The organism is Chelatococcus sp. GCM10030263 (genome assembly GCF_042666455.1).
Lineage (GTDB): Bacteria > Pseudomonadota > Alphaproteobacteria > Rhizobiales > Beijerinckiaceae > Chelatococcus.
Genome location: NZ_JBHTDB010000009.1, coordinates 132,698 through 158,689 on the forward strand (window position 1 = coordinate 132,698; position 25,992 = coordinate 158,689).

The 25,992-nt window shown below is 66.3% G+C and carries 27 protein-coding genes; 10 read left to right on the forward strand and 17 right to left on the reverse strand.

Going from position 1 to position 25,992, the window contains the following annotated elements:
* Positions 1-46: 46 nt before the first annotated feature.
* Complete coding sequence (gene hisS / locus ACFQU1_RS19470) at positions 47-1,543, reverse strand: histidine--tRNA ligase (RefSeq protein ID WP_378135746.1); 1,497 nt, start codon at positions 1,541-1,543, stop codon at positions 47-49.
* A gap of 334 nt (positions 1,544-1,877) precedes the next feature.
* On the opposite strand from hisS, the gene ACFQU1_RS19475 reads away from it, so the two are divergent.
* Positions 1,878-2,132: a hypothetical protein gene (locus ACFQU1_RS19475; RefSeq protein WP_378135748.1), complete on the forward strand. Its 255-nt coding sequence runs from the start codon at positions 1,878-1,880 to the stop codon at positions 2,130-2,132.
* Positions 2,133-2,188: 56 nt separating this feature from the next.
* Here ACFQU1_RS19475 and ACFQU1_RS19480 read toward each other — a convergent pair whose 3' ends face one another.
* Both ACFQU1_RS19480 and ACFQU1_RS19485 read right to left on the reverse strand, forming a co-directional pair.
* Positions 2,189-2,656 (reverse strand): GNAT family N-acetyltransferase, encoded by a 468-nt coding sequence (locus ACFQU1_RS19480; protein ID WP_378135750.1) that lies wholly within the window; start codon positions 2,654-2,656, stop codon positions 2,189-2,191.
* Positions 2,653-3,561 (reverse strand): alpha/beta fold hydrolase, encoded by a 909-nt coding sequence (locus ACFQU1_RS19485; protein ID WP_378135752.1) that lies wholly within the window; start codon positions 3,559-3,561, stop codon positions 2,653-2,655. Before ACFQU1_RS19485 ends, ACFQU1_RS19480 begins: the two co-directional genes overlap by 4 nt.
* Before the next feature lie 138 nt (positions 3,562-3,699).
* Here ACFQU1_RS19485 and ACFQU1_RS19490 point away from each other — a divergent pair, with 138 nt between their 5' ends.
* Positions 3,700-5,286 (forward strand): peptide chain release factor 3, encoded by a 1,587-nt coding sequence (locus ACFQU1_RS19490; protein ID WP_378135754.1) that lies wholly within the window; start codon positions 3,700-3,702, stop codon positions 5,284-5,286.
* An 88-nt stretch (positions 5,287-5,374) separates the two neighbouring features.
* Here the strand turns inward: ACFQU1_RS19490 and ACFQU1_RS19495 are convergent, their stop codons facing one another.
* Positions 5,375-6,682: an aspartyl protease family protein gene (locus ACFQU1_RS19495; protein ID WP_378135756.1), complete on the reverse strand. Its 1,308-nt coding sequence runs from the start codon at positions 6,680-6,682 to the stop codon at positions 5,375-5,377.
* A 337-nt stretch (positions 6,683-7,019) separates the two neighbouring features.
* On the opposite strand from ACFQU1_RS19495, the gene ACFQU1_RS19500 reads away from it, so the two are divergent.
* Complete coding sequence (locus ACFQU1_RS19500; protein ID WP_378135758.1) at positions 7,020-7,640, forward strand: glutathione S-transferase family protein; 621 nt, start codon at positions 7,020-7,022, stop codon at positions 7,638-7,640.
* A gap of 3 nt (positions 7,641-7,643) precedes the next feature.
* Here the strand turns inward: ACFQU1_RS19500 and purD are convergent, their stop codons facing one another.
* From purD to ACFQU1_RS19525, 5 genes are all read right to left on the reverse strand, one after another.
* The gene (purD, locus tag ACFQU1_RS19505; protein ID WP_378135760.1) at positions 7,644-8,921 is read right to left on the reverse strand and encodes a phosphoribosylamine--glycine ligase; all 1,278 of its coding nucleotides are present in this window, start codon (positions 8,919-8,921) and stop codon (positions 7,644-7,646) included.
* A gap of 331 nt (positions 8,922-9,252) precedes the next feature.
* A complete protein-coding gene (locus ACFQU1_RS19510) occupies positions 9,253-9,726 on the reverse strand; it encodes a hypothetical protein (protein WP_378135762.1) in 474 nt (157 codons plus the stop codon).
* Positions 9,726-10,091, reverse strand: coding sequence for a DUF6152 family protein (locus ACFQU1_RS19515; RefSeq protein ID WP_378135764.1), 366 nt, complete (start codon positions 10,089-10,091; stop codon positions 9,726-9,728). The genes ACFQU1_RS19510 and ACFQU1_RS19515 overlap by 1 nt, the downstream gene beginning before the upstream one ends.
* 123 nt (positions 10,092-10,214) lie before the next feature.
* Complete coding sequence (locus ACFQU1_RS19520) at positions 10,215-11,039, reverse strand: DUF3750 domain-containing protein (RefSeq protein WP_378135766.1); 825 nt, start codon at positions 11,037-11,039, stop codon at positions 10,215-10,217.
* A 98-nt stretch (positions 11,040-11,137) separates the two neighbouring features.
* Positions 11,138-12,661 (reverse strand): phospholipase D-like domain-containing protein, encoded by a 1,524-nt coding sequence (locus ACFQU1_RS19525; RefSeq protein WP_378135768.1) that lies wholly within the window; start codon positions 12,659-12,661, stop codon positions 11,138-11,140.
* A gap of 317 nt (positions 12,662-12,978) precedes the next feature.
* On the opposite strand from ACFQU1_RS19525, the gene ACFQU1_RS19530 reads away from it, so the two are divergent.
* From ACFQU1_RS19530 to ACFQU1_RS19540, 3 genes are all read left to right on the forward strand, one after another.
* Complete coding sequence (locus ACFQU1_RS19530) at positions 12,979-13,851, forward strand: DMT family transporter (protein WP_378135770.1); 873 nt, start codon at positions 12,979-12,981, stop codon at positions 13,849-13,851.
* A 92-nt stretch (positions 13,852-13,943) separates the two neighbouring features.
* Entirely contained in the window at positions 13,944-15,521 is a 1,578-nt protein-coding gene (gene xseA, locus ACFQU1_RS19535) for an exodeoxyribonuclease VII large subunit (protein WP_378136775.1), read from the forward strand.
* Between the two features lie 55 nt (positions 15,522-15,576).
* Positions 15,577-15,798 carry a DUF2093 domain-containing protein gene (locus ACFQU1_RS19540; protein ID WP_378135772.1) on the forward strand — a complete coding sequence of 74 codons (222 nt, stop codon included), beginning with the start codon at positions 15,577-15,579 and terminating at the stop codon, positions 15,796-15,798.
* Here ACFQU1_RS19540 and lpxK read toward each other — a convergent pair.
* From lpxK to ACFQU1_RS19565, 5 genes are all read right to left on the reverse strand, one after another.
* The gene (lpxK, locus tag ACFQU1_RS19545; RefSeq protein ID WP_378135774.1) at positions 15,786-16,784 is read right to left on the reverse strand and encodes a tetraacyldisaccharide 4'-kinase; all 999 of its coding nucleotides are present in this window, start codon (positions 16,782-16,784) and stop codon (positions 15,786-15,788) included. The two genes, ACFQU1_RS19540 and lpxK, sit on opposite strands and share 13 nt — an antisense overlap.
* A gap of 25 nt (positions 16,785-16,809) precedes the next feature.
* Positions 16,810-18,105, reverse strand: coding sequence for a 3-deoxy-D-manno-octulosonic acid transferase (locus ACFQU1_RS19550; protein WP_378135776.1), 1,296 nt, complete (start codon positions 18,103-18,105; stop codon positions 16,810-16,812).
* Positions 18,106-18,281: 176 nt separating this feature from the next.
* Positions 18,282-19,001: a lysophospholipid acyltransferase family protein gene (locus ACFQU1_RS19555; protein WP_378135778.1), complete on the reverse strand. Its 720-nt coding sequence runs from the start codon at positions 18,999-19,001 to the stop codon at positions 18,282-18,284.
* Positions 19,002-19,067: 66 nt separating this feature from the next.
* The gene (locus ACFQU1_RS19560; protein ID WP_378135780.1) at positions 19,068-19,301 is read right to left on the reverse strand and encodes a DUF4170 domain-containing protein; all 234 of its coding nucleotides are present in this window, start codon (positions 19,299-19,301) and stop codon (positions 19,068-19,070) included.
* Between the two features lie 51 nt (positions 19,302-19,352).
* Entirely contained in the window at positions 19,353-20,159 is an 807-nt protein-coding gene (locus ACFQU1_RS19565) for a 3'(2'),5'-bisphosphate nucleotidase CysQ (RefSeq protein WP_378135782.1), read from the reverse strand.
* Between the two features lie 389 nt (positions 20,160-20,548).
* On the opposite strand from ACFQU1_RS19565, the gene ACFQU1_RS19570 reads away from it, so the two are divergent.
* A complete protein-coding gene (locus ACFQU1_RS19570) occupies positions 20,549-21,016 on the forward strand; it encodes a DUF6101 family protein (protein WP_378135784.1) in 468 nt (155 codons plus the stop codon).
* Positions 21,017-21,026: 10 nt separating this feature from the next.
* Here ACFQU1_RS19570 and ubiA read toward each other — a convergent pair whose 3' ends face one another.
* Positions 21,027-21,965 (reverse strand): 4-hydroxybenzoate octaprenyltransferase, encoded by a 939-nt coding sequence (ubiA, locus tag ACFQU1_RS19575; protein ID WP_378135786.1) that lies wholly within the window; start codon positions 21,963-21,965, stop codon positions 21,027-21,029.
* A gap of 23 nt (positions 21,966-21,988) precedes the next feature.
* Complete coding sequence (locus ACFQU1_RS19580; RefSeq protein ID WP_378135788.1) at positions 21,989-22,423, reverse strand: hypothetical protein; 435 nt, start codon at positions 22,421-22,423, stop codon at positions 21,989-21,991.
* A 375-nt stretch (positions 22,424-22,798) separates the two neighbouring features.
* Between ACFQU1_RS19580 and ACFQU1_RS19585 the strand changes: the two genes are divergently transcribed.
* The 3 genes from ACFQU1_RS19585 (at position 22,799) to ACFQU1_RS19595 (ending at position 25,311) form a co-directional block, all read left to right on the forward strand.
* Complete coding sequence (locus ACFQU1_RS19585) at positions 22,799-23,539, forward strand: 16S rRNA (uracil(1498)-N(3))-methyltransferase (protein WP_378135790.1); 741 nt, start codon at positions 22,799-22,801, stop codon at positions 23,537-23,539.
* Positions 23,540-23,650: 111 nt separating this feature from the next.
* Complete coding sequence (locus ACFQU1_RS19590; protein WP_378135792.1) at positions 23,651-25,021, forward strand: glutamate--cysteine ligase; 1,371 nt, start codon at positions 23,651-23,653, stop codon at positions 25,019-25,021.
* A gap of 140 nt (positions 25,022-25,161) precedes the next feature.
* Positions 25,162-25,311, forward strand: a complete 150-nt coding sequence (locus ACFQU1_RS19595; RefSeq protein WP_378135794.1) for a Flp family type IVb pilin — start codon at positions 25,162-25,164, stop codon at positions 25,309-25,311.
* 169 nt (positions 25,312-25,480) lie between these two features.
* On the opposite strand, the gene ACFQU1_RS19600 is transcribed toward ACFQU1_RS19595, so the two are convergent.
* On the reverse strand, positions 25,481-25,894 hold the full coding sequence (locus ACFQU1_RS19600) for a hypothetical protein (protein WP_378135796.1): 414 nt from the start codon (positions 25,892-25,894) through the stop codon (positions 25,481-25,483).
* Between the last annotated feature and the right edge of the window lie 98 nt (positions 25,895-25,992).

Sequence of the window (25,992 nt, forward strand, 5' to 3'; positions counted from 1 at the left end):
TTGCTCGGTTCCGGGATGACGATGCGGTTTCGGGGCCGATGATGCCTCACCGGTGCCGGGCTAGCACCTTCTTCACCGCCTCGATCGTCTGCGCCTCCGGAACGGCGAACTGCGCCTCGGCCTGGCGGGCGAGATAATCCTCGCGGTTCTTGTCGGCGCCCGCGAGTTCCGCACCGAGCACGAGATCCTTGATCGTCACCTCGCCCTTGGCGCGTTCGTCCGAGCCCTGGATCACCACGCAGCGGCTGCCGCGCCGGTCGGCATATTTCATCTGCGCCTTCATGCCGGAGGAGCCGAGATAGAGCTCCGATCGGATGCCGGCGGCCCGCAGCTGCCCCACGAGCTGCTGGTAGTGGGCGATCTCCGAGCGGTCCATGACGAGCACGACGACCGGCGCTTCGGCGCCGGCCGTTGCAACCAGCGGGCTGTTGATGGCCTTCAGTGCAGCGAGCAGCCGCGAGACGCCGATGGAAAAGCCGGTCGCCGGCACCGGCTCGCCGCGGAAGCGCGAGACGAGCCCGTCATAGCGCCCGCCGCCGGCGACCGAGCCGAAGCGCACGATTTGGCCTTCGTCGTTGGTGACCTCGAAGGTCAGTTCCGCCTCATAGACAGGGCCGGTGTAATATTCGAGGCCACGCACGACGGCGGGATCGATGACGACACGCCCGTCGTCATAGCCACCCGCGACAACGAGCGCGGCGATCTCTTTGAGTTCCGCGACGCCTTCCGTGCCGCGGGGGGAACCGGCGACCACTTCCGCGAGATTGGCAAGCGTCGCCTCGGCGCGTGCTCCCTTGGCGGAGGTGAAGGCGAGAACCCGGTCGATGGCGGCGATATCGAGTTCCGCGCCCTTGGTAAAGTCGCCGCTCGGGTCCATGCGGCCCTTGCCGAGGAGGTCGCGCACACCCTCCGGCCCCACCTTGTCGAGCTTGTCGATGGCCCGCAGCACGGTGAGCCGGCGACCGGCATTCTCCTCGCCGCCGAGGCCGATTGCCTCCAGCACCCCGTCGAGCACCTTGCGGTTGTTGACCTTGATGACATAGTCGCCGCGCTTGATGCCGACGCGCTCGAGCGTGTCGGCGGCCATCATGCAGATCTCGGCATCGGCGGCGACGGTGGCTGCGCCGACCGTGTCAGCGTCGAACTGCATGAACTGGCGGAAGCGGCCGGGACCGGGCTTCTCGTTGCGGAACACCCAGCCGGCGCGATAGCTGCGGTAGGGCTTCGGCAGCGCATCGAAATTTTCCGCCACGTAGCGGGCAAGCGGCGCCGTCAGGTCGTAGCGCAACGAGAGCCACTGCTCGTCGTCGTCCTGAAAGGAGAACACCCCCTCGTTCGGCCGGTCCTGGTCCGGCAGGAACTTGCCGAGGGCGTCGGTGAATTCGACGAAGGGCGTCTCCACCGCCTCGAAGCCGTAGAGCTCATAGGTCTCGCGGATTTTGGCGAGCATGCGCTCCGTCGCGGCGACGTCACCGGGCCCGCGGTCGGCAAAGCCGCGCGGCAGGCGGGCGAGCAGTTTTTGAGGCTTCGGCGTGTCGGACATCAATGTCGATCTGGTTGGAAAAAGTTGCGGGTGGTTCGATTTCCTGACCACCCGACACGCGTCCTACCGCAGGGGAGGGAGACTGTCATCCCCGAGCTTGTCCAGGCTTGTCCCGACCGTGGCGACGACACGCCGATGCATCATTCGGGCCGGAAGCCGCTCAAGCCCTCGGGTCTTGCGATTTTCACGCGCCTCGACAGACGAAGGTAATGCCTCGACAAAAACCTGTCCATAGTCTCTGTGGCAGCGCTGTATGCATGTAAGTCAGACAATAATGCCATGCAAAATCGGCCTTTCTGCTGGCATACAATATGCTGTTGAGGAAGGTACCTGCATGCACGAGCTATCTCCCGACGAGACGCGCGCGATCAACGGAGCAATGTCCACCTCAATGCTTTGCAAGCGCGGCGTGGTCGTCGGTGGACATGTGGTCGGCGCGGCAGTCGGAGTGGTATCGACAATCGTCATGGCGCTCAGTCCCATGGCGCCAGCCGCCATCCTCGTTGGGCCCGGTGTCGGGCTGATGTCGGGAGCCGTTGTGATCGCCGGGGGATCCTATGCCTGCGAAGCCGCATTCGACCCTTCGTAATGCGGCTTTTTGCCCGGCCGGAACGCGTCGGCTTGGCCAGCGCTAGCCAGGCGGTCTCAGCTCCGGGCTGTGAGATCGAGCTTCATCCCCACGTGGCTCGCGATGAAGCCGAGGCGTTCGTAGAACCGGTGGGCGTCCTTTCGCGAAGCGTGGGTTGAGAGCTGCATGAAGCGGCAGCCGACGCGGCGGGCCTCGTCGATCGCCCAGCGCATCATGACCTCGCCGAAGCCGCGGTTGCGGCAGTCGGCGGCGACGCGGACGCTCTCGATCTGGGCGCGCGTCGCGCCGCCATAGCTCAGCCCGGGAATGAAGGTGAGCTGGAAACAGCCGACCACGCGGCCCTCCGCGTCCAGCACGAGGAGCCGGTTGTTGGGATCGCGCGCGACCGCCGCGAAGGCCGCCGCATAGCCGGCGGGCAGCTCGTCGCCGAGGCTCTCGCGGCTCTTGCCGAGCGCGTCGTCGGCAAGAAGCCCGACGATGGCCGGGAGATCCTCGCGTCGGGCTTCACGTATAAAGGGCGTCATGCGCGGGCCTTCAGGAACGGAACCACAGCGGCCAGCACCTCCTCCGGTGCTTCTTCGGCCACGAAATGCCCGGAATCGACTTCAGCGCCTGTGATCTCCGCCGCAAAGCTCTCCTGCCAAGCTTGGAGCGAAGAGGCAAGCCCGCCGGCAAGGTAGCTGCCGCCGCAGACGAGAAGAGTCGGGTTGGCAAAACGCTTGCCGGCAGCGAGATCCTCCTCGTCCTGGCGGCGATCGGTCGTCGCGCCGGCGCGGTAGTCCTCGCAAAAGGCGTGGATGCGGTTCGGCTCGTTGTAGCCGGCGCGGTAATGGGCGAGCGCCCACGGGTCGAAGGCGGACAAGTCCTTTGCCTTCGACCACAGCGCGATCAGCCCGTCGAAGTAGGCGATCGGATCCTTCAGGATCTCGTTTTCCGGCTGCGGCGCGGGTTCGGCGAGGAAGCGCCAATGCGGCGCGATGCTCGCGTCCTCCGCCATGCGCTGCCATTGGATGAATGTCGGCACGATGTCGAGCAGCACGAGGCGGTCGATGCGGCCGGGCTCGTCGAGGGCCATGCGATAGGCGATGCGCCCGCCGCGGTCGTGGCCGACGATGGAGAAACGGGAATGGCCGAGCGCCTCCATCACCTCGATGACATCACGCGCCATGGCGCGCTTCGAATAGACCTCGCGCCCGCCATCGCCCGCCGGTGCCGAGGACCAGCCGTAGCCGCGCAGGTCCATGGCGACCACGGTGAAGTCCTCCGCGAGCCGTTGCGCGATCCGATGCCAGCAGACATGGGTCTGTGGGAAGCCGTGCAGCAGCACGACCGGCGGCCCGGACCCGGCCGAGCGCGCGAAGATGCGGCCCATCGCGACGTCGATCCAATGGGACTGAAAGCCGGGGAAAAGATCGGCGAGATCGGCCATGGGCGCCTCCTGTTGTCGCCGACAAGCTAGCCGTCGTCGGCCGCGGCGACAACGATGCTTGATCTCCGGGCTGCGAAGCCATAGGCCTTGCCGCAACCCGGCCGCTCGGCGGCCCACCCTCGATGATCACAGTGACTCATGACTGACACGCCACCGGTCGCGCGCCGGCGCACCTTCGCCATCATCTCGCATCCGGATGCCGGCAAGACGACCTTGACTGAAAAGCTGCTCATGTTCGGCGGCGCCATCCAGATGGCGGGGGAGGTGCGTGCCAAGCGCAACGGCAGCCAGACCCGCTCCGACTGGATGGCGATCGAGCGGGCGCGCGGCATCTCGGTCGTGACCTCCGTCATGACCTTCGAATATGCCGACTGCGTCTTCAACCTGCTCGACACGCCCGGCCATGAGGACTTCTCGGAAGACACCTACCGCACGCTGAGCGCGGTGGATTCCGCCGTCATGGTGATCGACGCCGCCAAAGGCATCGAGGCGCGTACCAAGAAGCTCTTCGAGGTCTGCCGGCTGCGCGACATCCCCATCATCACCTTCATCAACAAGCTCGACCGCGAGGCGCGCGACCGCTTCGACCTGCTCGACGAGATCGAAAAGACGCTCGCGCTCGACACTGCGCCGGTGACCTGGCCAATCGGCTCGGGCCGGAGCTTCGCCGGCACGCTCGATCTGCGGCGCAATCTCGTGCGCCGCATCGACACGGACGAGGAGCCGACGCCGGTCTCCGGGCCGGACGATCCCTTCATCGACCAGCTCCTGCCGGCGCATGAGGTGGAGGCTTGGCGCGAGGAAGCTTCGCTTGCGCTCGACGCCTGCCAGCCCTTCGACCTCGATGCCTTCCGCGAGGGCCATCTGACGCCCGTCTTCTTCGGCAGCGCGCTGAGGAATTTCGGCGTTCGCGATCTCATCGACGCCATCGCCGAGATCGCGCCGGCGCCGCGGGACCAGGCTGCCGACCAGCGCGTCGTCGCGGCCGAGGAGCCGCGCATGTCCGGGTTCGTCTTCAAGATCCAGGCGAATATGGACCCCAACCACCGCGACCGCATCGCCTTCATCCGCGTCTGCTCGGGCAAGCTGACGCGCGGCATGAAGGCGAAGCTCGTGCGCACAGGCAAGCCGATCACCGTCTCCGCCCCGCAGTTCTTCTTCGCCCGCGAGCGCGGCATCGTCGACGAGGCCTTCGCCGGCGATGTGGTCGGCCTGCCGAACCACGGCACGCTCAGGATCGGCGACACGCTCACCGAGGGCGAGGACATCGTCTTCCGCGGTGTGCCGAGCTTCGCGCCGGAGATCCTGCGCCGCATCAAGCTCAACGACGCCATGAAGGCGAAAAAGCTGCGCGAGGCGCTGCAGCAGATGGCGGAGGAGGGGGTCGTGCAGCTCTTCCTGCCGCATGACGGCTCGGGCGCCATCGTCGGCGTGGTCGGTGCCCTGCAGCTCGACGTCTTGAAGGAGCGGCTGCAGGCCGAATACGGCCTGCCGATCGACTACGAGCAGACGCGCTTTTCCATCTGCCGCTGGCTCCAGGCCAAGGACAAGGTGGATTACGAGAAATTTCTCAACGCCCACGGCTCGTCCATCGCCGATGACCTCGACGGCGACCCCGTCTTCCTCGCGGCCAATGCCTTCTCGCTGAAATACGAGCAGGACCGCTGGCCCGGCCTCAGCTTCACCGACGTGAAGGACTACCAGAAGAGCGCCAAGGCGGCGTGAGGCGGGCGGTCATCCCGGGACTGGTTCTACGGACCGTTCCGGAATGGCTCGCAACCAGGACAACCCTCAAGCCATCGGATCGAAGCCTCTACTGCAACAGGATCTTCATATTTTCAAAGTCGAAGGTTACTGCATAAGGCATGAAGAAATCGTGGCCGACCATGCCCGCGAGGTGGAAGCCAAAAAGGTTCTCCCAGGGGAATGGCCCATCGTAGAGGCCCGGTACGTTCTCTTCCTGCACGTCTCCCAAGGAGAGGCGATGCACGACGTAGGGCACGGTCTTCAGCGTCCCGCCAGCGCCGGCCCCTGAAGTCGCTTTGTCTTCCTCAAGTTTTATCCCGGCTTCCTTGATCACAGACGTCGCCAGCTTGACTCCCGCGCCAGCCAGCCCTGTGTCGACGAAGAGAAGCGTAGGTGGAAGCGTCCCCACGCGCCCCCGGGCCACCATGAAATGGTCGCCTGCAATCCAGAAAGGCACCGCGACGCTTTTGCCCGAGGCAGCCATGAACTCCTTGAGGTTTGCCGCGTTTTTCCGGCGGAGGACGAGCTCGCCGTTCGGAAAATCGAGGGTCGCAAGGAAATGGTAGAAGAGCGTGGTGCCAATGATACCGTCGATCTGCTTGGCTTGTAGACCTTCGGAGAGCTGGCGAAGGGGGAGCACCGCGACGGGCAGGTTCTTCACCGTCCAGTCGCCCATCGTGAGCGATTCGATCCGCCCTTGCTGAACCTCGGTGGTCTGGCCGCCGGAAAAAGTGCCTTGCACCGCTCCGAATAGTGGGACGCCAAGCTCCTTGGCGAAGTTCGTGTCGAGCACAACCTCCGAGCCCCCGGTGTCGATGAAGAAAGTGACCTCCTTGCCACCGTTTACGCGGACACTGACCAACGGCAGCGGATCTGTCCTCAGGAACTTGAGACGCATGATTTGCCCGTCGCCCTGCACCTCATAGGGTGTCTGGCCCTTGAAGCTCTGCAACTTCGCAAGGTTGAGTGTCGGATACTGATTGACGATCAACTGGTTGGTAGCCACGTCGACGCCATTCAGCGCAGCCGCCGCCTTTTCGAAATCGTCGCGGCGATAGTAGGCCTGGGCGAGCATGACCTTGGGGTCGGCCTCGCCGGGCCTGATGTCGCCGGCCTTTTTCAGCCAACGCTCGGCATCATCAAGCCGGTTGGAAAGCAGCGCGATCCGGCCCAACTGGAGCGTTGCCGAATAGTCATTGGGGTGGTCGGCGGTGATTTTGGCGTATTGTTCGCCGGCCTCAGCAAACTCCCCGGCCTTGAAGAGCCGGTCGGCGGAATCGATCGGCGATGGCTTCTCCGCCGCCGTCGCCTGTCCCGAGAGTGCCCAAGGCGCGAGCATCACCAGGAGCCCGAGGCAAATTCTGGCTGATTTCATTGTTTCAGACTCCGGCGGGGAAGCGAGCGAGGGGCAGTGCGATGAGCGAAGCTTATCAGCCAAGCGGCCGCGGCGGAACGAAATCGCTGCTGTTATGCCGTTCCTCTACCGCCAACGGAATTGAGACTCCTGTCTCAGCATTGCCACTCTTGGCGCTTTCTGGAAGTGGCTCCGACCAAGACTGACTTCCGGACATCAGTCCAAAGCAGACTCTCGTCAACCATCGCGCAACCTGTCTATAGGTTCATGGCCTAGCACCTACCTTTTTCGGACACCGTCCCCCATTGACGCCGTTGCCGATCGCGCTTTGATTGCCACGCAATAAAGGAGCCATCGCATGCTGACGATCTGGGGACGGGCCAATTCCACCAATGTGAAGAAGGCGTTGTGGACCGCCGAGGAACTCGGCCTCCCTTACGAGCGCATCGAGGCCGGCGGGCCCTTCGGCTTGGTGAATGAGCCGCATTACCGAGCCATGAACCCGAACGGCCTCGTGCCGACGCTCCAGGACGGCAACCTCGTTCTCTGGGAATCGAACACGATCGTCCGCTATCTCCTCGCCAAATACGGCGCCGGCAAGCTCTGCCCGCAGGACCCCGGCGAACGCGCCGCGGCCGAGAAATGGATGGACTGGGTCATCTCGTCGCTCGGCGGCCCTTATCGCGACCTTTTCTGGAACAAGGTGCGCTGCCCGCCAGCCGAGCGCAACGAGGCCGAGATGACCCGCGGCCTTCAGCGCTGCGCCACGCTTTTCACCATGGCCGATGCGGCGCTCGCCCAGCAGCCTTATCTCACCGGCCGCGACTTCGGCCTGGGCGACATTCCGCTTGGGCCTTACGCCTATGCCTGGTTCAACATGGATATCGAGCGCGCCGAACTGCCGCATCTGGCGGCCTGGTATCAGCGCCTGACCGAGCGGCCCGCTTACCGAACGGCAGTCATGACGCCGCTGACCTGAAGGCTAGCTGTTCTCCCGCGCCATGGCGCGCCAGCCGATATCGGTGCGGCAGAAGCCTTCCGGCCAGTCGATGACGGCGACCGCGTCATAGGCGTTGCGCCGCGCCTCGGCGACGTTCTTGCCGAGGCTGGTGACGTTGAGCACGCGTCCGCCGTCGGCGAGCAGGCGCCCCCCCGCCTGTTTGGTGCCGGCGTGGAAGACGAGGACATTCTCGACGGCTTCGGCGGCATCAAGACCGCCGATCTCGCTGCCGCGCGGATAGGCGCCGGGATAGCCCTTGCTCGCCATGACCACCGTGAGCGCGACCTCGTCCCACCAGCGCAGATCGAAGCTCTTCAGCTCTTCATCGACGGCGGCGAGCATGGCTGCGACCAGATCCGTCTTCATGCGCGGCATCAGCACCTGGCATTCCGGATCGCCGAAGCGGACATTATATTCGATCAGCTTCGGCCCGGCGGCGGTGATCATCAGGCCGGCATAGAGCACGCCGCGATAGGGCGTGCCGCGTGCCTTCAGCGTGGCGACCGTCGGGCGGATGATGCGTGCCATCACCTCTTCTTCCAGCGCCGGCGTCAGCACCGGGGCGGGCGAATAGGCGCCCATGCCGCCGGTATTCGGGCCGGTGTCGCCGTCGAAGGCGCGCTTGTGGTCCTGCGCAGAGGCGAGCGGCACGACATGCGTGCCGTCCGAGAAGGCGAAGAAGCTCGCCTCCTCACCCGTGAGATAATCCTCGATGACGACCTCGGCGCCGGCCGCGCCGAGCCCGCCCGCGAACATCATGGCGAGGGCGTCGTTCGCCTCGTCGAGCGTCTCCGCCACGACGACGCCCTTTCCGGCCGCGAGCCCGTCCGCCTTGATGACGATCGGCGCGCCCTTCTCGGCGACATAGGCGCGTGCCGCCGCTTCCTCCGTGAAGCGCGCGAAAGCCGCGGTCGGAATGCCGGCCTCGGCGCAGAGCTCCTTGGTGAAGGCCTTCGAGCCCTCGAGCTGGGCCGCTGCCTTCGTGGGGCCAAAGGCCTTGATGCCGGCCGCGGTGAGGTCATCGACGAGACCCGCGACAAGGGGCGCCTCCGGCCCGACTACGACGAGGTCGATCGTCTTGGCGCGGCAGAAGTCGATGATGGCCGCATGGTCGGTCACATCGAGTGCGACATTCTCGCCGCATCGGGCCGTGCCAGGATTGCCCGGCGCGGTGTAGAGCGCATCGCACAGCGGGCTCGCGCTGATTTTCCACGCGAGCGCATGTTCGCGCCCTCCGGACCCGATGAGAAGAATGTTCATTCGCTGCTCTTTCACGCCATGCCGCTTGTCGGCTCGCGATCTAATCCCTTGCCGAGATGGCGGCAAGGGCATGCCGATAAACGCGTTCGCAGCCTGCGCGATCCCGCTGATATATTTTCACTGCGGGCCCGTCATGGCGGTGCAAGCCACCCTTCTGCGCAAGCTGCAGTTCCATGGCAGGCCGAATCATCACGCGTCCGGCAGAACGGCGGTTCCGGCAAGACCATGATCCCACTTCGCCGTGGCGCCCGGCCGAGCCGGCCGCTCCGTCGATATTTTTTGGCGTGGATCCGTAGGAAGGCCACGGCGCGCATAAGCGGGACGGGCCGGCTCAGAGATAGGCGATGGCGCGGCCGGCGAGCAGCACGGTCACCCAGCTTCCCAGCGAGAGCGCCGCGAGCGGCCGGGCGCCCGCGAGCGGCTTCTCCTGTCGGAGCGCCGCGCCAAACCGCCAGTGGAAAAAGGCGATATTGGCGAGGCCGAGCACCAGCACCACCATCTTGAGGAGGAAAGCGGGATTGCGCGACAGCGCCACCGCCTCGGCCGAAAAGAGCACCACGCCGGTGACGAATTGGAGGACGAGGCCGACCGCCGCGACCGGGATGGCGGCGCGCGCCACGGCTCCCGCTAGCGCCGTCCCGCGCAGGAGCTTCACATCGAGCGCGACGATCGCGCCGACGAGAAGTGCCGCCCCGAGCACATGGCCGAGATTGGCGAGTGGATAGATCCAGGTCGCGTTGCGGGCCGCCGCCCCGAGCGCCGACTGCTCGATGGCGGTAATCGTTGGGAGAAGGTCGCTGAGCACTAACGCAGTTCGACGGTCTTGCCGGCCACGGTGATGCGCTCGGCGCGCATCTCATAGCGGTTGACCCGGGAAGGATAGCCCTCGATGACGACCTGCGTGCCCGGCTTCAGCATCGCCTCGGAAAGGCCGCGCGCCTGCATGCGGAAAAGAGGGGCGAGCGTCGCCTCCCACTGGTTGCCGTCGTAGGACACGACCATATGGGCGTGCGGGTTGCTCCAGGCGAGCCGCTCGACGGGCGAAGAGATAGTGAAGGACTTGGAGGCATCATAGCTGCCCCAGCCGTGGTGGGCCTGTGCCGCGCTAAAGGCCGCCGGTAGGACGACGGCTCCAACCATCGCGAAGCCCAGGACGGAGGTGATCTTCATCGGCCATGTCTCCGGTGGATTTCTCGGCCCCCATTACCTACGGCGGTCGTCGGCGCCCATCAAGCCGGCCCTTGATCACGATCGTGAGGACGCGGCCGTCTCACGATCAGCGCGGTGCAAGACCTATGGTGCAAGACCTATACGACCCCAGCCCGGCAGTTTCAGGGCAGGCCGGCGCATATCGATGCCGGCGACGAGGCCGAGCAGGTTGACCTCGATGCCTTCGACCCAGGCGACCGTCACGCCGATGGCGCCCAGAAGGGAAACTTGAAGCCCGCTGCGGCTCGGCGCCAGGCCGGCGAAGAACTTGCCCGCGAGGGCGCCTTCGGCGCGAAAATCCTTGCCGATGGCGGTCGGCAGAAGCGCCGGGGCGAGCTCCGGCGCATAGACGGCGAGATGGGCGACGAAGGTGTTGGAATTGGGACCCGGCCAGGCGGCATAGCTGTCGCGAAGGGCATAGGGATAGCGCGCGACCGCCGCCTCGATCCGGCCGATCGCCGCTTCGGCCGCCGGCCCGCGCAGCGTCAGCAGCACGCTCGGCTCGTTGCCGAACCAGCGGGCATCGGCCTCCCGGTGATTGGTGCGCAGGGGGTTGCCCCAGCCGACGACGTCATAGCGCGTGTAGCGCGGGGCTCCTGCCGGTTTCACGACCACCCAGCTGTGATGGGCGAAGATACCCCGCCAGCGGCCGACGCGTGCGGCGAGCACATGCACGACCGCCTCTAGTTCTTCCTCGGCGGCCGGCAGCAGCCGGGCCGAGCTCCAGTCGGCGGCGGCCCAGGATTGCGGCCATCCACGCTCGTACCACCAGGCGGCGTGGCTCGCGAGCGGCAGGACGAAGAGAAGCCCAAGGATGAGAACGATGCGTCTTATGGCCGGCCACGGACCGGTCTTGGGAACCCCCTTGCGCTCTTCGCGGCGAACCGGCCCAGCCGCTCCGGGCGACACCTCGCGCGCCTTCGAGGGGCCGAGGCAGGCGGATCGCAGCCGCTTCCACCGTGATGGCCGACCCGTGGGAGGGAGAAGCGAATCCTTCACGCCGGTCCTCAGATAAGCGGTCCGGCGAGCCGCAAGGCATTTTCCATGAAGCGCTCGGCGAAGGGGCGTCCCGACCAGGCGTTCCGGTCGAGCCTGATGGAATCCCTGATGTAGCTCTCCTGCAGCGCGCGCAGGTCGCGCGCGAAATCCCGATCATAGACGAAGAGGGCGACCTCGTAGTTGAGCCAGAGACTGCGCATATCGAGATTGACCGTTCCGAACATCGACAGGGAGCCGTCGACTGTGATGGATTTGGTGTGCAGCAGCCCGCCCCGGTAGAGGCAGATCTCCACGCCCATTTCGAGCAGCTCGTCGTAGTAGGAGCGGCTCGCGTAGCGGCTGAGGAAGGAATCCACCTTTTCCGGGACGACGAGAACAACCCTGGTGCCGCGGCCGGCCGCCGTGCGCAGCGCGCGCAGCACCGATTCCTCGGGGACGAAATAAGGCGTCGTCAGAACGATCTCGGTGGTCGCCGCGCCGATCAAGGCGAGCAGCATGAGGAGGAGCGCATCCTCTGTCTCGCCGGGGCCCGTCGCCATCACCTGCATGCCGGCGCGGTCGGCTCGCGCGAAGGTGTCGGCGAGCGCAGCCGCCGCACGACCGTCGCCCAGATCCTCGGCTGTCGCAGAGGGGCCCAACAGCGGCTGCGACCCCGGCGCGGCCGTGGCGAGCTCCTGATTGGCTTCAAGCGACCAGTCGCCGATCATGACGGCGGCGAGCGAGGTGACAACGCCGCCCTCCAGGCGCACCATGGCATCGATCCATTCGCCGACGCCCGCGTCCTTTTTGAAGAAGCGCGGGTCGACCAGATTCATGCTGCCGGTCCAGGCGATCGTCTGGTCGATAACGGCGATCTTGCGGTGCAGCCTGAGATCGGTCCGGCCGAAGATGCTGCGCAAGAGGCTCACCGGCAGCGCCTGGCGCAGATGCACGCCGGCTTCCCGCAGCCGTTGCGGCTGCGGGCTCTTCCACCACGGTCGCGCGCCCACCGCATCGATGAGCACCAGACAGCGCACGCCGCGCCGGGCCGCCCGGATCAAGGCCTCCAGCACTTCGTCGGCCGCGCCGCCCTGGTTCCAGATGTAGAACTCGATGAGAACGCTCGTCTTCGCCGCGTCGATATCGCGCGCGAGCGCGGCGAGCACCTCCTGGGTCTGGGCAAACAGGCGAAAGCCGTTGCCCGTCGCCATGTCGCTGCCCGCCGTGACGCAGCCCAGCCGATAAAGCCCAGGGGCCGCGGCGGGGAAGGGGCTCCAGTCGAAGCCCGTGGCCACCGTGGCTGCCGCCATATCCGCATTGCGCTCATAGGTCCGGCGCAGCCGCCGGAAACCGCGGATCCGGCGGCCGCTGATGCGCCGGTTGCCGATCAGGAAATAAATGAACGGGCCGACGAAGGGCAGGATGGCGACGAGCAGAAGCCAAGCCAGGGCAACGCCGGTGGCCGGTCTGCGCATGATCACATGGATGGCGACGGCCGCGACGACGATCGCGTGAATGACGAAGGTGAGCGATGCGGGCTGCAGAAAGATCAAGCTTGGATCACTCGGCGTTAAAAGGGCGAACCGGTTAGACATGCCATCGGCGATGCCGTTTGTCGTCGAAATTAGCTCTGCACCGCAGAAGCTTCCCACACCGACGCATGGGCGAGCCGCCGCATGGGCGAGCCGCCGGCAGCGAAGGCGCAAGCACAGCATCAACCATATCGGTAGGCGCTGGTCAGCCATGCTCGCAAGGCCCTAACGCTGAGGCCGGGAACATGCATAGTACAACTAACCAGTGAAACGCCCAGAAGGTGGCGGCGACAAGCCGCCCAGCCAAGATCGTGATCATTCCCACACAGGCGCGCGGAATGCTCTACGCCGTGCTCGCCAACCTGCTGTTCGCAGGCAGCGACACGCTCGTTAAGCTTCTTTCCACGCGCTACCCCGTTTTCCAGATCATTACCATGCAGGCGAGCACCGCCTGCGTCGTCGTTCTGCTGATCTTTCTGCGCGGTGGTTATGTCGCGCGGCGAAGCGGCCTCGTGGTCGATCGGAGCGTTCACAATCCGAAGCTGCTCGCCGCGCGCGGCTTTCTTGCGGGGGTGGGCACCACGTCGGCGCTCTATGCATTTTCGCTGCTTCCGCTCGCCGACGTCTATGCCATTACTTTCGCTTCACCGCTCCTGGTGACGGTCGCCTCCGTCCTCATCCTCAAGGAGGATGTGGGCCTGCGGCGCTGGGCGGCGGTGGTCACCGGACTCATCGGCATCATGGTCATGGTGCGGCCGGGCTATGCGCCTTTGTCCATCGGCCATGTGGCGGCCTTCGTCAGCATTTTCGTGTCGACGGCCGTCGTCCTGATCATGCGGTCCATCGGCGCCAAGGAGAACCGCAGCACCATGGTCGGGGCCGTGCTCGCCGGCCAGATGATCGCCGGGCTGCCGGGCACGTTCCTCATGTTTTCTCCGCCCACTCTGGCCGATACCGGCCTTGCGGTGCTCGGCGGCCTTCTCAACGTCGGCGCGCAGTTCCTTTTTCTGGAGTCTTTGCGGCTTGCGCCCGCCTCGAGCGTGGCGCCGATGCAATATACGAAGCTCATCTGGGCGCTGATCGTCGGCATGCTGCTTTTCAACGACCAGCCGACGCTGCATGTGCTGATCGGGGCGGCGATCGTCATCGGCTCGGTCGTCTATGTCTTTCACCGCGAGCGCCAGCGCGGCCTTGCTCCCAATGTCGGCTGAGGCGGTCCATCGGCGGCCGGTGCTCGCGCTGCGGCATTGCCGGGGCGCATTGGCGGGGTGACGGGGCTGAGGTGAAAGCCTATCTTGCCGCCATGAGCGATGTGACGACAGCCAGCAATCTGCAGGAATGGACGGTCTCCGGCCTCTCCGGCGCCTTGAAGCGGACGCTGGAGGATGCCTTCGGCCATGTGCGCCTCAAGGGCGAGGTGTCCGGCTATCGCGGCCCGCATGCCTCCGGCCATTGCTATTTCGCGCTGAAGGACGAGGGCGCCAAGCTCGAAGCGGTGATCTGGAAGGGCGCCTTCGGACGCCTCAAGTTCAAGCCGCAGGAGGGCATCGAGGTTATCGTCACCGGCCGCATCACGACCTTTCCGGGTTCGTCCAAATACCAGATCGTGGTCGAGACCATCGAGCCGGCGGGCATCGGCGCGCTCATGGCGATTCTCGAAGAGCGGCGCCGCAAGCTCGCCGCCGAAGGCCTGTTCGACGACGCCCGCAAGCAGCTTCTGCCCTTCCTGCCGGAGGTCATCGGCGTCGTCACCTCGCCGACCGGTGCGGTCATCCGCGACATCCTGCATCGCCTCGAGGAGCGTTTCCCGCGCCGGGTTCTCGTCTGGCCGGTGCGCGTGCAGGGCGAGACGAGCGCCGCCGAGGTCACGGCTGCCATCCGTGGCTTCAATGCGCTGCCGCCGGGCGGGCCCATTCCTCGCCCGGACGTCATCATCGTGGCGCGCGGCGGCGGCTCGCTCGAAGACCTCTGGTCGTTCAATGACGAGGCGGTGGTGCGCGCCGCCGCCGAAAGCGATATTCCGCTCGTCTCGGCCGTCGGCCACGAGACCGACTGGACCTTGATCGATCATGCGGCGGATCTGCGCTGCCCGACACCGACCGGCGCCGCCGAGAAAGTCGTGCCGGTTCGCCGCGACCTGCTGCTGCGGGTCGGCGATCTCGGCCGGCGCCATCTCGAAGCCATGACGCGCCTCGGCGAGCGCCGGCGCGCCGACGTCCGCGCGCTGGCGCGCGCCCTGATGCGGCCGCAGGATATTCTCGCCGTGCCGCGCCAGCGACTCGATCTCGCCGCCGGCAAGCTTGCCCATGGCCTGCGCGTCAATGCCCGCCGCCACGAGGTGGCGCTCGCCGGCGTTGCCCAGCGGCTCGCACGCGTCTCGCCGCATGTGCTGCTCGAGCAGTCACGCGCGCGGCTCGATCGCGCCGGGCAGAGCCTGGAAAAATGCTTCGCCGCCAATCACCACCGGCATGCACGTGATTTCACGCGCATCGCCGCGCGCCTGTCGGATCGGGCCCTGCGGGGGCGCGTCGAGCGGGGCCGTGAGCGGCTCGACGGCATGAACGAGCGTCTGGCACGCGCCTATCCCGCCCTCGTCGCCCGCAAGCGCGTGCAGTTCGAGGGCGTATGGAAGCTCATTCAGAGCCTCGGCCATATGGGGGTGCTGGCGCGCGGCTATGCGCTCGTGCTCGACGAGGAACGGCGCCCGCTGCGCAGCGTGGAAGCCGTTTCGCCCGGCATGCGGCTCGGCATCCTCCTGGCCGACGGCGAGTTCGGCGCCGTCGCCGGGGAGGGCGGGGCGCCGCCGGCCAAGCCACGACGCGGCAAGCCGGCGTCGACACGCGAGAGCGAAGCAGCCCAGAGCAGCCTGTTCGACGGCTGAGCGGGCTTCTGTTAGGAATGCGCATGATGTTCGACCTGTCCAAGGGGGCCGGCCGGTGAACCGCCACGATCATCCATTTCCCGGCGGCAACGAGGCGACGGTCCAGTACCTCGATGCGGATTTCCGTATCGTCAGGCCCGGGGCCTATGTCCGCTGCGCCGTCACGGGCCAGCCCATTCCGCTCGAACGGCTACGCTATTGGAGCGTGGACCGGCAGGAGGCCTATGCCTCGCCGGAGGCCGTGCTCGAGCGCCTCAAGAGCCTTCACAAGGTCTGACGCGCCGCCGCGATGCGTTGCGCCAGGAAAGCGGCGAGCGCGGCTCCGTCCGGCGGGACGAAGCTGACGGGCAGGATGACAAGGCCGGGCACCCGCTCTGTCAGCGGGCCGAGCCGCGCCGCATCCTTCTCGGTCGTCACGGGAATGGCGCCGCGCCCCTCGGCGCGCGTGGCGAGCGCCGCCAGATCCGCCTCGCGATAGGGCTGGTGATCGCCGAAGCCGACCGCGTCCACCACCTCCGCGCCGATCTCCCGAAGCGTCGCGAAAAACTTCTCCGGCCGACCGATCCCGGCGAAAGCGAGGACGCGCCGGCCGGCGAGCGCGGCCGCGGTGCTCTGATCGGGCACGAGATCGCCGGCGAAGACCGGTCGGCTCCCGGCGGCTGCAACCACCCGGTGGTGGGCCGCGCCCCTGCCCACGGTGATCAGGGCATGCACATGCGGCAGTTGCGCTGGAAGCGGCGCGCGCAGCGGCCCGGCTGGGATCGCGAGGCCGTTGCCGATCCCCGTGGCCGCGTCGATGACGGCGAAAGCGGCGTCCTTGACGAGCGAAGGGTTCTGCAGCCCATCGTCCATGAGGAGGACGTTGCCGTGTCGCGCCGCGAGCCCCGCCCCTGCGATCCGGTCGCGTGCGACGACGACGGGCGCATGGCGGGCGAGGAGAAGCGGCTCGTCGCCGACCGCGCTTGCATCATGCCGACCGGGGTCGACGAGGACCGGGCCGGTGAGGCCTCCGCCATAGCCGCGGCTCAGGATGACCGGCGCCTCGCCCCCGGTGCGGAGCAAAGCCGCGAGTGCGATGGTGACCGGCGTCTTGCCGGCGCCACCGGCCGTCAGATTGCCGATGCAGATCACCGGGAGCGATGCGCGTATTCCGCTGCGGCCCATCCGTGCAGCGGTCACCGCCCCATAGACATGGCCGATCGGCGCCAGGAGACGCGCGAGCGGGCCGGGCTTTTCAGCCCACCAGAAGCCCGGCGCGCGCATCATCCTCCGCCGCGGGCCGAGCGGCTCACGGGCGCCTCTCCAGATGCATCTGCAGCACATAGGGCTCGATGGCATCCATGGTCCGCTCAACCGCACCGCCGAGCGACTCCACGGTCGAGGCCGCCGCCCGTGCCATGGATCGGGCGCGAGCGCCGTCCGAGAACAGCATCAACAGCGCCCGCGCCAGCGTGTCCTCGTCGCTCACCGGCATGGCCCCGTCGCGCCGGTCGATAGCCGCATAGACATCGGCGAAGTTATGCACGTAGGGCCCGTGCAGGATGGCGGTGCCGAGCTTCGCCGGCTCGATCGGATTCTGGCCGCCGAGCGGCACCAGCGAGCGCCCGATGAAGGCGACCGGCGCAAGCCGGTAGAACAATCCGAGCTCGCCCACCGTATCGGCGATATAGACGTCGATGCGCCGGTCGGGCAGGAGCCCGTGTGAGCGCAGAGCCGCGCTCAGGCCGGCCGCCTTCATGATCGCCGCGACCGCCGGCCCCCGTTCCGGGTGTCGCGGCGCGATGATGGTCAGGAGATCGGGCTGGCGGCTCGCCACCATGCGGTGGGCCGTGGCGATCATCTCTTCCTCGCCGCCATGGGTGCTGGCGGCGACCCAGACCGGGCGGTCGCCGATCATACCGGTCAATGTCGCGAGCGAGGCCGCATCGGCCGGTGGCGCCGGCACGTCGAATTTGAGATTGCCGGCGATATTGACGCGCGGCGCGCCGAGAGAGGCGAGCCGTTCCGCATCGGCCTTGGTTTGCGCGAGGCAGAGATCGAAGCTCTCGAGCAACCTGCGGGCGCTTTTGGGAAAGCGGCGCCAGCGACGCATGGCGCGCTCGGAGATGCGGGCATTGACCAGGATGAGCGGAATGCCACGCCGGCGGATCTCCCCGATGGCATTGGGCCAGAGCTCCGACTCGGCGAAGAGCACGAGGTCGGGCTGCCAGTGGTTCACGAAGCGGCGCATGTAGCGCGGCACGTCGAGCGGCATGAATTGGTGCAGCACCCGTGGCGGCAGACGGCGGGCGAGGAGCTTCGCCGAGGTGATCGTGCCGGATGTGACGAGCACGGTGAAGCCGCGCCGGGTGAGGCGCTCCATGATGGGCAGAAGTGAAATCGTTTCGCCGATGCTCGCGCCATGCAGCCAGGCAAGCCGTCCCTGCGGCCGCGCCCGGCCGGGAAAGCCGCGCCGCTCGGCGATACGGGTGGGGTCCTCCTTGCCGCGTCGCTGGCGCATCTTCAGGGCGAGAGCGGCCGCCGGCTCCGACAATGCCATGCCGATCGTATAAAGCCGTAGCGGAAAGCTGTAATGCTTGCTCATGCAAGCCGCCTCCGGTTCGACTTTTCCAGATATTTCACGCCTTGATCATCCAAATGTTGCAGTTCGAATACTTGGTATAACTAGAAGGTGCTGCACCGATGGGGAGTGAACTGTCGCCTATAACATATGTTAACAAAAGACAAGCCTGTAGAAGAGCGCCCGAGACGAGGGGCCGTTCACGCCGCGTGGGTCTTCGCTGCAGCCGCGGTCCGCCGCAATCCCGGATCCGCGGAACCGACTAGAGCATAGGCGCGGGCGTGCACCGCATCCAGCTCCCGTTCGATCTTTAGCCGTTGCGCCTCGATCATCGATGAATCGGCATCCCGCGGCACGCGAATAGCATCGCCGATGACGATGGCGCCGCGTCCGAAAGGTAGGCCCATCGAGGCGCTGTCCCAGCTTTTGAAATCGATGCGGCGGCTCGTCACCACCGCGATCGGCACCACGGGCCGGCCGGAGAGGCGCGCGAGCGTGACGATGCCCTGGCCGCAGACGCGCGACACCTTGGGGATATCGGCGGTCATGACGACCGTCTCACCTTGTTCGAGCGCCTTGAGGAGGCTGCGCAGGGCGGTTGCGCCGCCTTTCTCGCGGGCTTTCGCCGCCTGACGCGCGCCTGAGCCGCGAACGGCACGGATCCCGAGCTGTTGCAGCGCGATGGCGTTGAACTCTCCGTCGCCGCTCCGCGAAACGAGGGCCGCCGCGGGGTCCTGCGGACGCTTGGCGAAGGGCACCATGAAATGCTGCCCATGCCACATGGCGACGATGACCGGCATCGGCCCGACGCGCTCATAGGCATCCTCCGGCTCCCAGACGAAACGGTTCGTCCGTTCGACCAGGCGAAGATAGCCGGCGAGCAGGCGCCCCAGCGTGTTCTGCACCGGGCGCGAGCGCATGAGGCGTTTCGTCAATCCGGCCATGGCAGAACCGTTCGATCCCGTTGGTTGCGCGCCATCGCGCGGTCAGCTCGTCGCCGGGTCGAGCAGCCGGTGCAGATGCACGATGAAATACCGCATATGCGCATTGTCGACAGTAGACTGCGCCTTCGCCTTCCAGATCGCATGAGCACTCTTATAGTCGGGATAGATACCGACAAGATCGAGCTTCGACAAATCGCGAAAGTCTATGCCGTCGAGGTGCTCCAGCTCGCCGCCGAAGACGAGATGCAGAAGCTGCTTGCCGCCTGTTTCCGTCATTGCCTGCCTCCTTGCGGTGGGCCGCCCTCTGGGCGCCGTGGTCGAGTGAGCCTAGCGACGTCCGGCCAGCGCTGCGAGCGCTTCGGCATGCAGTTTCGGCGCGGCGGCGATCAAGACGCCGTGGGTCGGCTCGAGCTTGTTATAGACCGGCGCGCTGCCGTCGGCCTCCGAAAGGACGGCGCCAGCCTCGGTGAGGATGAGATCGGCGGCCGCGATGTCCCAGTCATGCGCATTGACCGAGGCAAGACCGAGATCGATCGATCCGTCAGCGACGAACGTCAGGCGCAGGGCCAAAGAGGGCACCTTCGGCTGGAGCATCAGGCCGGATGCATGCCGCGCCATCATCTCGACCACCGGCTTCGGTCCGGCGACACGCGCGGCATCGAGGGGAGGGGGATTAGAAAGACGCATCGGGCTGTCGTTGCGGAAGGCGCCGTGCCGCCGTGTCGCCTCGTAGCTGACGGCGAGCGCCGGGGCATGAACGATGCCGCCGATCGGCCGACCCTCGACGAGGAGCGCGATCGCCACCGCCCAGCGGGGGTCGCCTGCGGCGAAGGCGCGTGTGCCGTCGATGGGGTCGACCACCCAGAGAATGCGCTTTTCGCAGCGGATGGGATCGTCGACGGTTTCCTCGGAAAGCCAGCCCGCTTCCGGCAGCGCTTCCGAGAGCCGCTCCTTGAGGAAGCTGTCGACCGTGATATCAGCCTCCGTGACGGGCGATCCGCCGAGCTTGGCCCAGGTTCGCGCCGTCGTCTTGTTGCCCTCGCGGAAATGGTCGAGCGCAAGGCGGCCGGCCTCGTTCGCCACTTTCCGGAGAAAGGCGCGCAGCTGAAGAGGCTGGTCGACGAGGAGTGGCATCGTCCCTGGCGAAGTGCGGCGGTATCGGTTGCTCGGCTTCTACGACGCCCACGGTCGACCGGCAACAGGACAAGCCCGCGCCGGCCAAGCCGGTTCGGTTGCAGAAGAGATCATGCTGTCAACGCGAGAGGCACCCATTCGATCCCATCGCAGGTGGCCACCGCCCTCGCGTTCAAGGACGTGGAGCGCTCGTCCGATGCCCCTCGTGAATGAGGAGCCGGACCGGTCGGCAAGATTTCGTTGAGCATTCCGATCAGTTCCGTTCAGAAACGGCCTCTTAACCGAACACTTTAACCTGATATCACCAGAGCCGGATGCATGATCGGTGTGTCGATGCGAGGGGCTTCACTCAAGAAAGCTCGACCGCACGTCAAGCAGAAGGTGTCACAATGTCAGGCGTCCCGCCCCAAGCGGGCATGGCTGCCGGGATGGACCGCATCGAGCGGTCCATCCCGTGCAAGCTCGATCCCGCCATGCCCGGCCGCGCATCATCCGCCGCCGGCCGATCCTCTCCCCAACAGAAGCCCTGCGGCGTCGCCATCAAGGCGTGCGACGACAATCGCTTCGCCCTGGTCGTCATCCATCCCGCCCGGCTGCCGGAGGTCATCGGCATCTTCTCGTCCGAGGACATCATCGCCGCCTGGCAGGCCCATGGCGCCAAGACCAATCTTCCGCTGCTCCTGCATAACGGCAGCGGTTTCGAACTGCTCTACGAGAAGATCGGCGCGGTGCGGCTCGGCGCCATCACCATACGGCGGCGGCATGCCCTGCTCGCCGGGCGCAGGCCGCGCTTCCTGGTGCGCCGCAAGCCGAGCCGCATGCCGGAGCGGCCGGTGATCTGGCGCCGGCGCGACTGAGCCGGGCCGATCAGCCTGCGGCAATCAACGCATCGAGCACCAGGCCCGCGAAGAGCAGGAGCCCGGCGTCGCGGTTCGATTTGAAAAGCATCAGCGCAACCCGCTCGTCGCCGGGCGTGATCCGCCGGACCTGCCAGCCGAGATGGCCGGCAAAGGCGAGCGCGCCGAGATAGGACGGAATGCCCGCTCCAGCGAGCAGCAGTGCCCCCACCACCAATGCGACGGCCGCGCCGTAGCAGATGAGAATGCCGACCCGGGCATGGCGCCCGAAGAGCCGCGCCGAGGATTTGATCCCGGCGATCGGGTCATCCTCGATGTCCTGCAGGGCGTAGATGGTGTCGTAGCCGACAGTCCAGGCGATCGCTGCGGCATAGACGAGGAAAGCAGGCGTATCCAGTCGCCCGGCAAGGCCGGCCCAGCCCATCAGCCCGCCCCAGGCGAAGGCGAAGCCGAGAACGAGCTGCGGCATCGACGTCACCCGCTTCATGAAGGGGTAGATCGCAACGATGACCAGCGAGGCGAGGCCGACGAGTATCGCGAAGCGATTGAACTGCAGGAGCACGATCAGGCCGACGAGCGCCTGGGCCATCAGGAAGACCGCCGCCTGTCGCGCGGTGACCTGTCCGGAGGGCAGGGGGCGATGGCGCGTGCGCGCCACCTTCGCGTCGAGATCGCGGTCGACGATGTCGTTATACGTGGAGCCGGCGCCGCGCATGGCGATCGCGCCGATCATGAAGATGAGGAGCTGCCAGGGATCTGGCCCTTCCTTCCCCAGCGCAACGGCGGCAAGTGCCGCCGACCACCAGCAGGGCAGTAGAAGGAGCCACCAGCCGATCGGCCGGTCGATACGCGCGAGCCGCAGATAAGGCCGCCACGCAACCGGCGCATGCCGATCCACCCAGTTGCCGGCCGGAGCATCCGGGAGCGGCTGGTCCGCGCCGTGGGTCATCAAGCCTGTCCTGCGCGGTGGCGTTACAGCGCGCTCTTCGGAATCTGCATCGGCCCGGTCAGAATGTCGCCCCCGCGCGGAACGTTGAACGGCGATGCCGGCTGCTCGCGGGCGCGCTTTTCCGCGCTCGCCTGCTGGGCGGCAGCCTGGCAGGCCTTGCCTTTGAAGGACGCGGCCTTGGCGTTGTCGGCCTTGAAGCCGTTCACGAACTGGTCGGGAATCTGGCACCAGTCCTTGTTGCTGTCGACCCATTTCAAGGTCGTCGAGCCGTTGTTGACTAGCGTCGTGAACAAGCTGCAGGCCGCCTTCGCATTCGGGCGCTTGCCGAGCTTGTTGAGCCGCGTGACGATCGACTTGCGTTCATCGAGAAACGACTTGATCTTCTCGCACCCCGCCGCCTGTGCTGCCGCAGGCGAGACGGCGGGTCCGATGAACGGCGTCAGGACCACCGCAGCCACTAAGGCCGCGTGTAACGGCCGCGAGCCACCAGACCATTTCATCACTAGAACCCTCACATCTCACGATCGTCGATAAGTTACACTGCTGTATGCCGCAATCCTACCCGGTGCACCATCCCCCGAAAATGCTCTCGGAGTTTAGGCCGCAAAAGCTTTCACCGTGGTGACCAGGGAGCGGCCCGCAGGCCGCCTTCCTCCCTTTTGCAGCCAATTGTGGCGGTTTTCGTTAGCAGCCCATTGCATTAAGCCCGGTGATCGTGGCCGAACCCGCCGATTCGATCGTCTGCCGAGAGTCTCATAGCTGGGGCGCTCGTTTCAATGTCCGCTCGATCAAAAAGCTGTTGGGTCACCCTGTATGGCAGCAAGGAGGCAAGAATGACTGCGCCCGCGAAAGCCCCTCGCCTTTACGTGGATGTCGCGCTCGCCCCCGGCGCCGCCGTGCCGCTCGACCGGGGGCAGACGAATTATCTGGGAAATGTCCTGCGCCTTCAGGCGGGTGATCCCGTGCTCGTCTTCAACGGCCGCGACGGCGAATGGCTCGCTGCCATCGAGCCGGTCGGTCGCAAGGCGCTTCTGCTCGTCGTGCAGTCGCAGACCCGGCCGCAGAGTGCGCATGGCACGATCCATTATCTCTTCGCGCCGCTGAAGCAGGCACGGCTCGATTATGTGGTGCAGAAAGCGGTGGAGATGGGGGCGGCCGTCATCACCCCCGTGCTGACACGCCGCACCCAGGTCACGCGCCTCAATCGCGACCGGCTCCAGGCCAATATGATCGAGGCGGCCGAGCAATGCGGGATCCTCGCGGTGCCGCGGCTGGCGCCGGAGGCGCGACTTGCTGCCGCGCTCGACGCGTTGCCTCCCGGATGGCTCCTCGTTTTCTGCGACGAGGAGGCGCCGGAGGCCGACCCCATCGCGGCGCTGCGTGCCGCCGGCGCGCCGCCTGGCGTTGCCGTCCTGATCGGGCCGGAAGGGGGCTTCGACGAGGATGAGCGGCGCCTGCTGCTCGCCCGCACCGACGTGCTGCGCCTGTCGCTCGGGCCGCGCATCCTCCGGGCCGATACGGCCGCGGTCGCGGCGCTCGCCCTCGTGCAGGGCGTGCTCGGCGACTGGCGCTGACCCGTCCGACCAGGGCACCACTCCGGCACCATTGCCGACCGACGCGGGGCGATCTATCTAAGCCGCGACTGTCATCGTGCCCGGCTGCGGGCCCTTCAGGAAAGATGGCCCATGGCCCGCGATTCGTCCGACTCGACGCCCATCGCCTCTCGCGATGCGCTCGTTGGCTACATGGCCTCGGGATGCAAGGCGCCGGATCAATGGCGGATCGGCACGGAGCACGAGAAGGTCCCCTTCTACGTCAAGGACAAGCAGCCGGTGCCCTATGAGGGGCCGCGCGGCGTGCGCGCACTCCTCGACGGCATGCAGGGCTTGCTCGGCTGGGGGCCGATCATGGAAGACGGCCACCCCATCGGCCTCGAGGACGTAACCGGCGGCGGTGCGATTTCGCTGGAGCCCGGCGGCCAGTTCGAGCTTTCGGGCGCGCCGCTCGAGACGCTGCACCAGATGTGTTGGGAGACCCATGCGCATATGGCGCAGGTCCGCGAGATCGCCGAGCCGCTGGGCATCGGCTTTCTCACCCTCGGCATGAGCCCGCAATGGACCCGTGCCGAAACCCCCGTCATGCCCAAGCGCCGCTACGAAATCATGCGCCGCTACATGCCCAAGGTCGGCGGCCACGGGCTCGACATGATGTTCCGCACGGCGACTGTGCAGGTCAATCTCGACTTTGCCTCGGAAGCCGACATGGTGGAGAAGCTGCGCATCGGCTTGGCCCTGCAGCCGCTGGCGACCGCTCTCTTCGCCAATTCGCCCTTCACCGACGGGCGTCCGAACGGCTTCAAGTCCATGCGGTCACAGATCTGGCTCGATACCGACGGCGACCGCACGGGCATGCTCGCCTTTGCCTTTGAGGACGGGATGGGCTTCGAGCGCTATGTCGACTGGGCGCTCGACGTGCCGATGTATTTCGTCAAGCGCGGCGACGTTTATCACGACGTGGCCGGCGCCTCCTTCCGCGATCTCATGGCGGGGCGGCTCGATGCGCTGCCGGGCGAGCGGGCGACGCTATCCGACTGGGCGAACCACCTCTCGACGCTCTTTCCCGAGGTGCGCCTGAAGCGCTACATCGAAATGCGCGGCGCCGACACGGGAGCCACCCCCTTTCTCTGTGCGCTGCCAGCCTTCTGGGTGGGGCTCCTCTACGACAAGACGGCGCGCGACGGCGCTTGGCAGATCGTCAAGACCTGGACGGCCGAAGAGCGTCAGGCGCTGCGCAACGACGTGCCGCGCCTTGCGCTCGATGCGGAGATTGCTGGCCGGCCTCTGCGCGCGGTGGCGCGCGAGGTGCTCGCGCTGGCCCATGAAGGGCTCGCCCGCCGCGCGAAGCGCGATGTCCGAGACCGCAACGAAGAGCATTTTCTGGCGCCGCTCGACGAGGTGGTCGAGACAGGCCTGGTGCCCGCCGACCGCATTCTCGCCCGCTACGAGACGGAGTGGAAGGGCAGCCTGGCGCCGCTGTTCGACGAATTCGTCTACTGACCGGGCGCTCGGCCACCGGCCGCAACGCCCGGCCTTTACCGGTCATATACCCTGGCGATGAGTTCTCGCCGCCAGGCTCGTCCCGTTAACGCCATCGTGAGACCGCCCCGCGATCCTGCCCGCAACACAGGAGAGTGGCGATGGGCAAGGCGTTTTTGCGGGACAAGAAGGGATCGACCACGATTGAATACGGCGTCATCGCGGTCTTCGTCATCCTCGGCATCATCGCCAATCTGACGATCATCGGTCCTGCAGTCGCGCGCCTTATCGGCAGCACCCACTTGCCCTAATGAGCGGTTGTCCCTTCGCCAAGCGAAGCCCCGCGCCGCGTCGTGGGCCGGTGATGGACATAGGCGGTATCCGGTGCTGCCGCCATTCTGGATGGTGCGGGAAGCGAAGCCGCCTCCCGCTGCATCTGATCTGGCTGTAGAGTAGCCAAAACAGCTGTAACTTAGCTCTCTATAAGCCAAAGGTCATTTCATAATGGGATGCCGACGGCGGTATAAGCGCGACAGTGTCTGGTATAGCGGCGTCAGGATAAAGCTGGGCGTCAGGATCTATGACGCCAATCCCTGATGGATCCCAGGTCGGAGGGGCGCCGGTCGTGTATTCGGGCGACGAAAATCTGGTCGCCACCCAATGTCCGAACCCGGATAGTCCCGATGACAGGGTGTCGATGATCTCGCCGCCGGTGTGAACGGTCGCGTCGAAGGCGCTGGCAACTGTTTCGGCGCCCGCGCCGATGCGGTCGGCGGCTTCGGGCAACAACTCGCCACGAACGTAGTCGATGGCGCGGGAAAACGTCTGACCGATGGAATCGATGACACCGGGAATGAAGCCGCTCACGGATTTAAGATCAACAAACTGGGTCATGACAATTCTCCTTCTTAAATTCACGGGCGTCAATGCACCGTTGCATAACCCTGGAGAAAATTATCGCGTTTGGAAATCGTATATTTCTCAAGATAAAA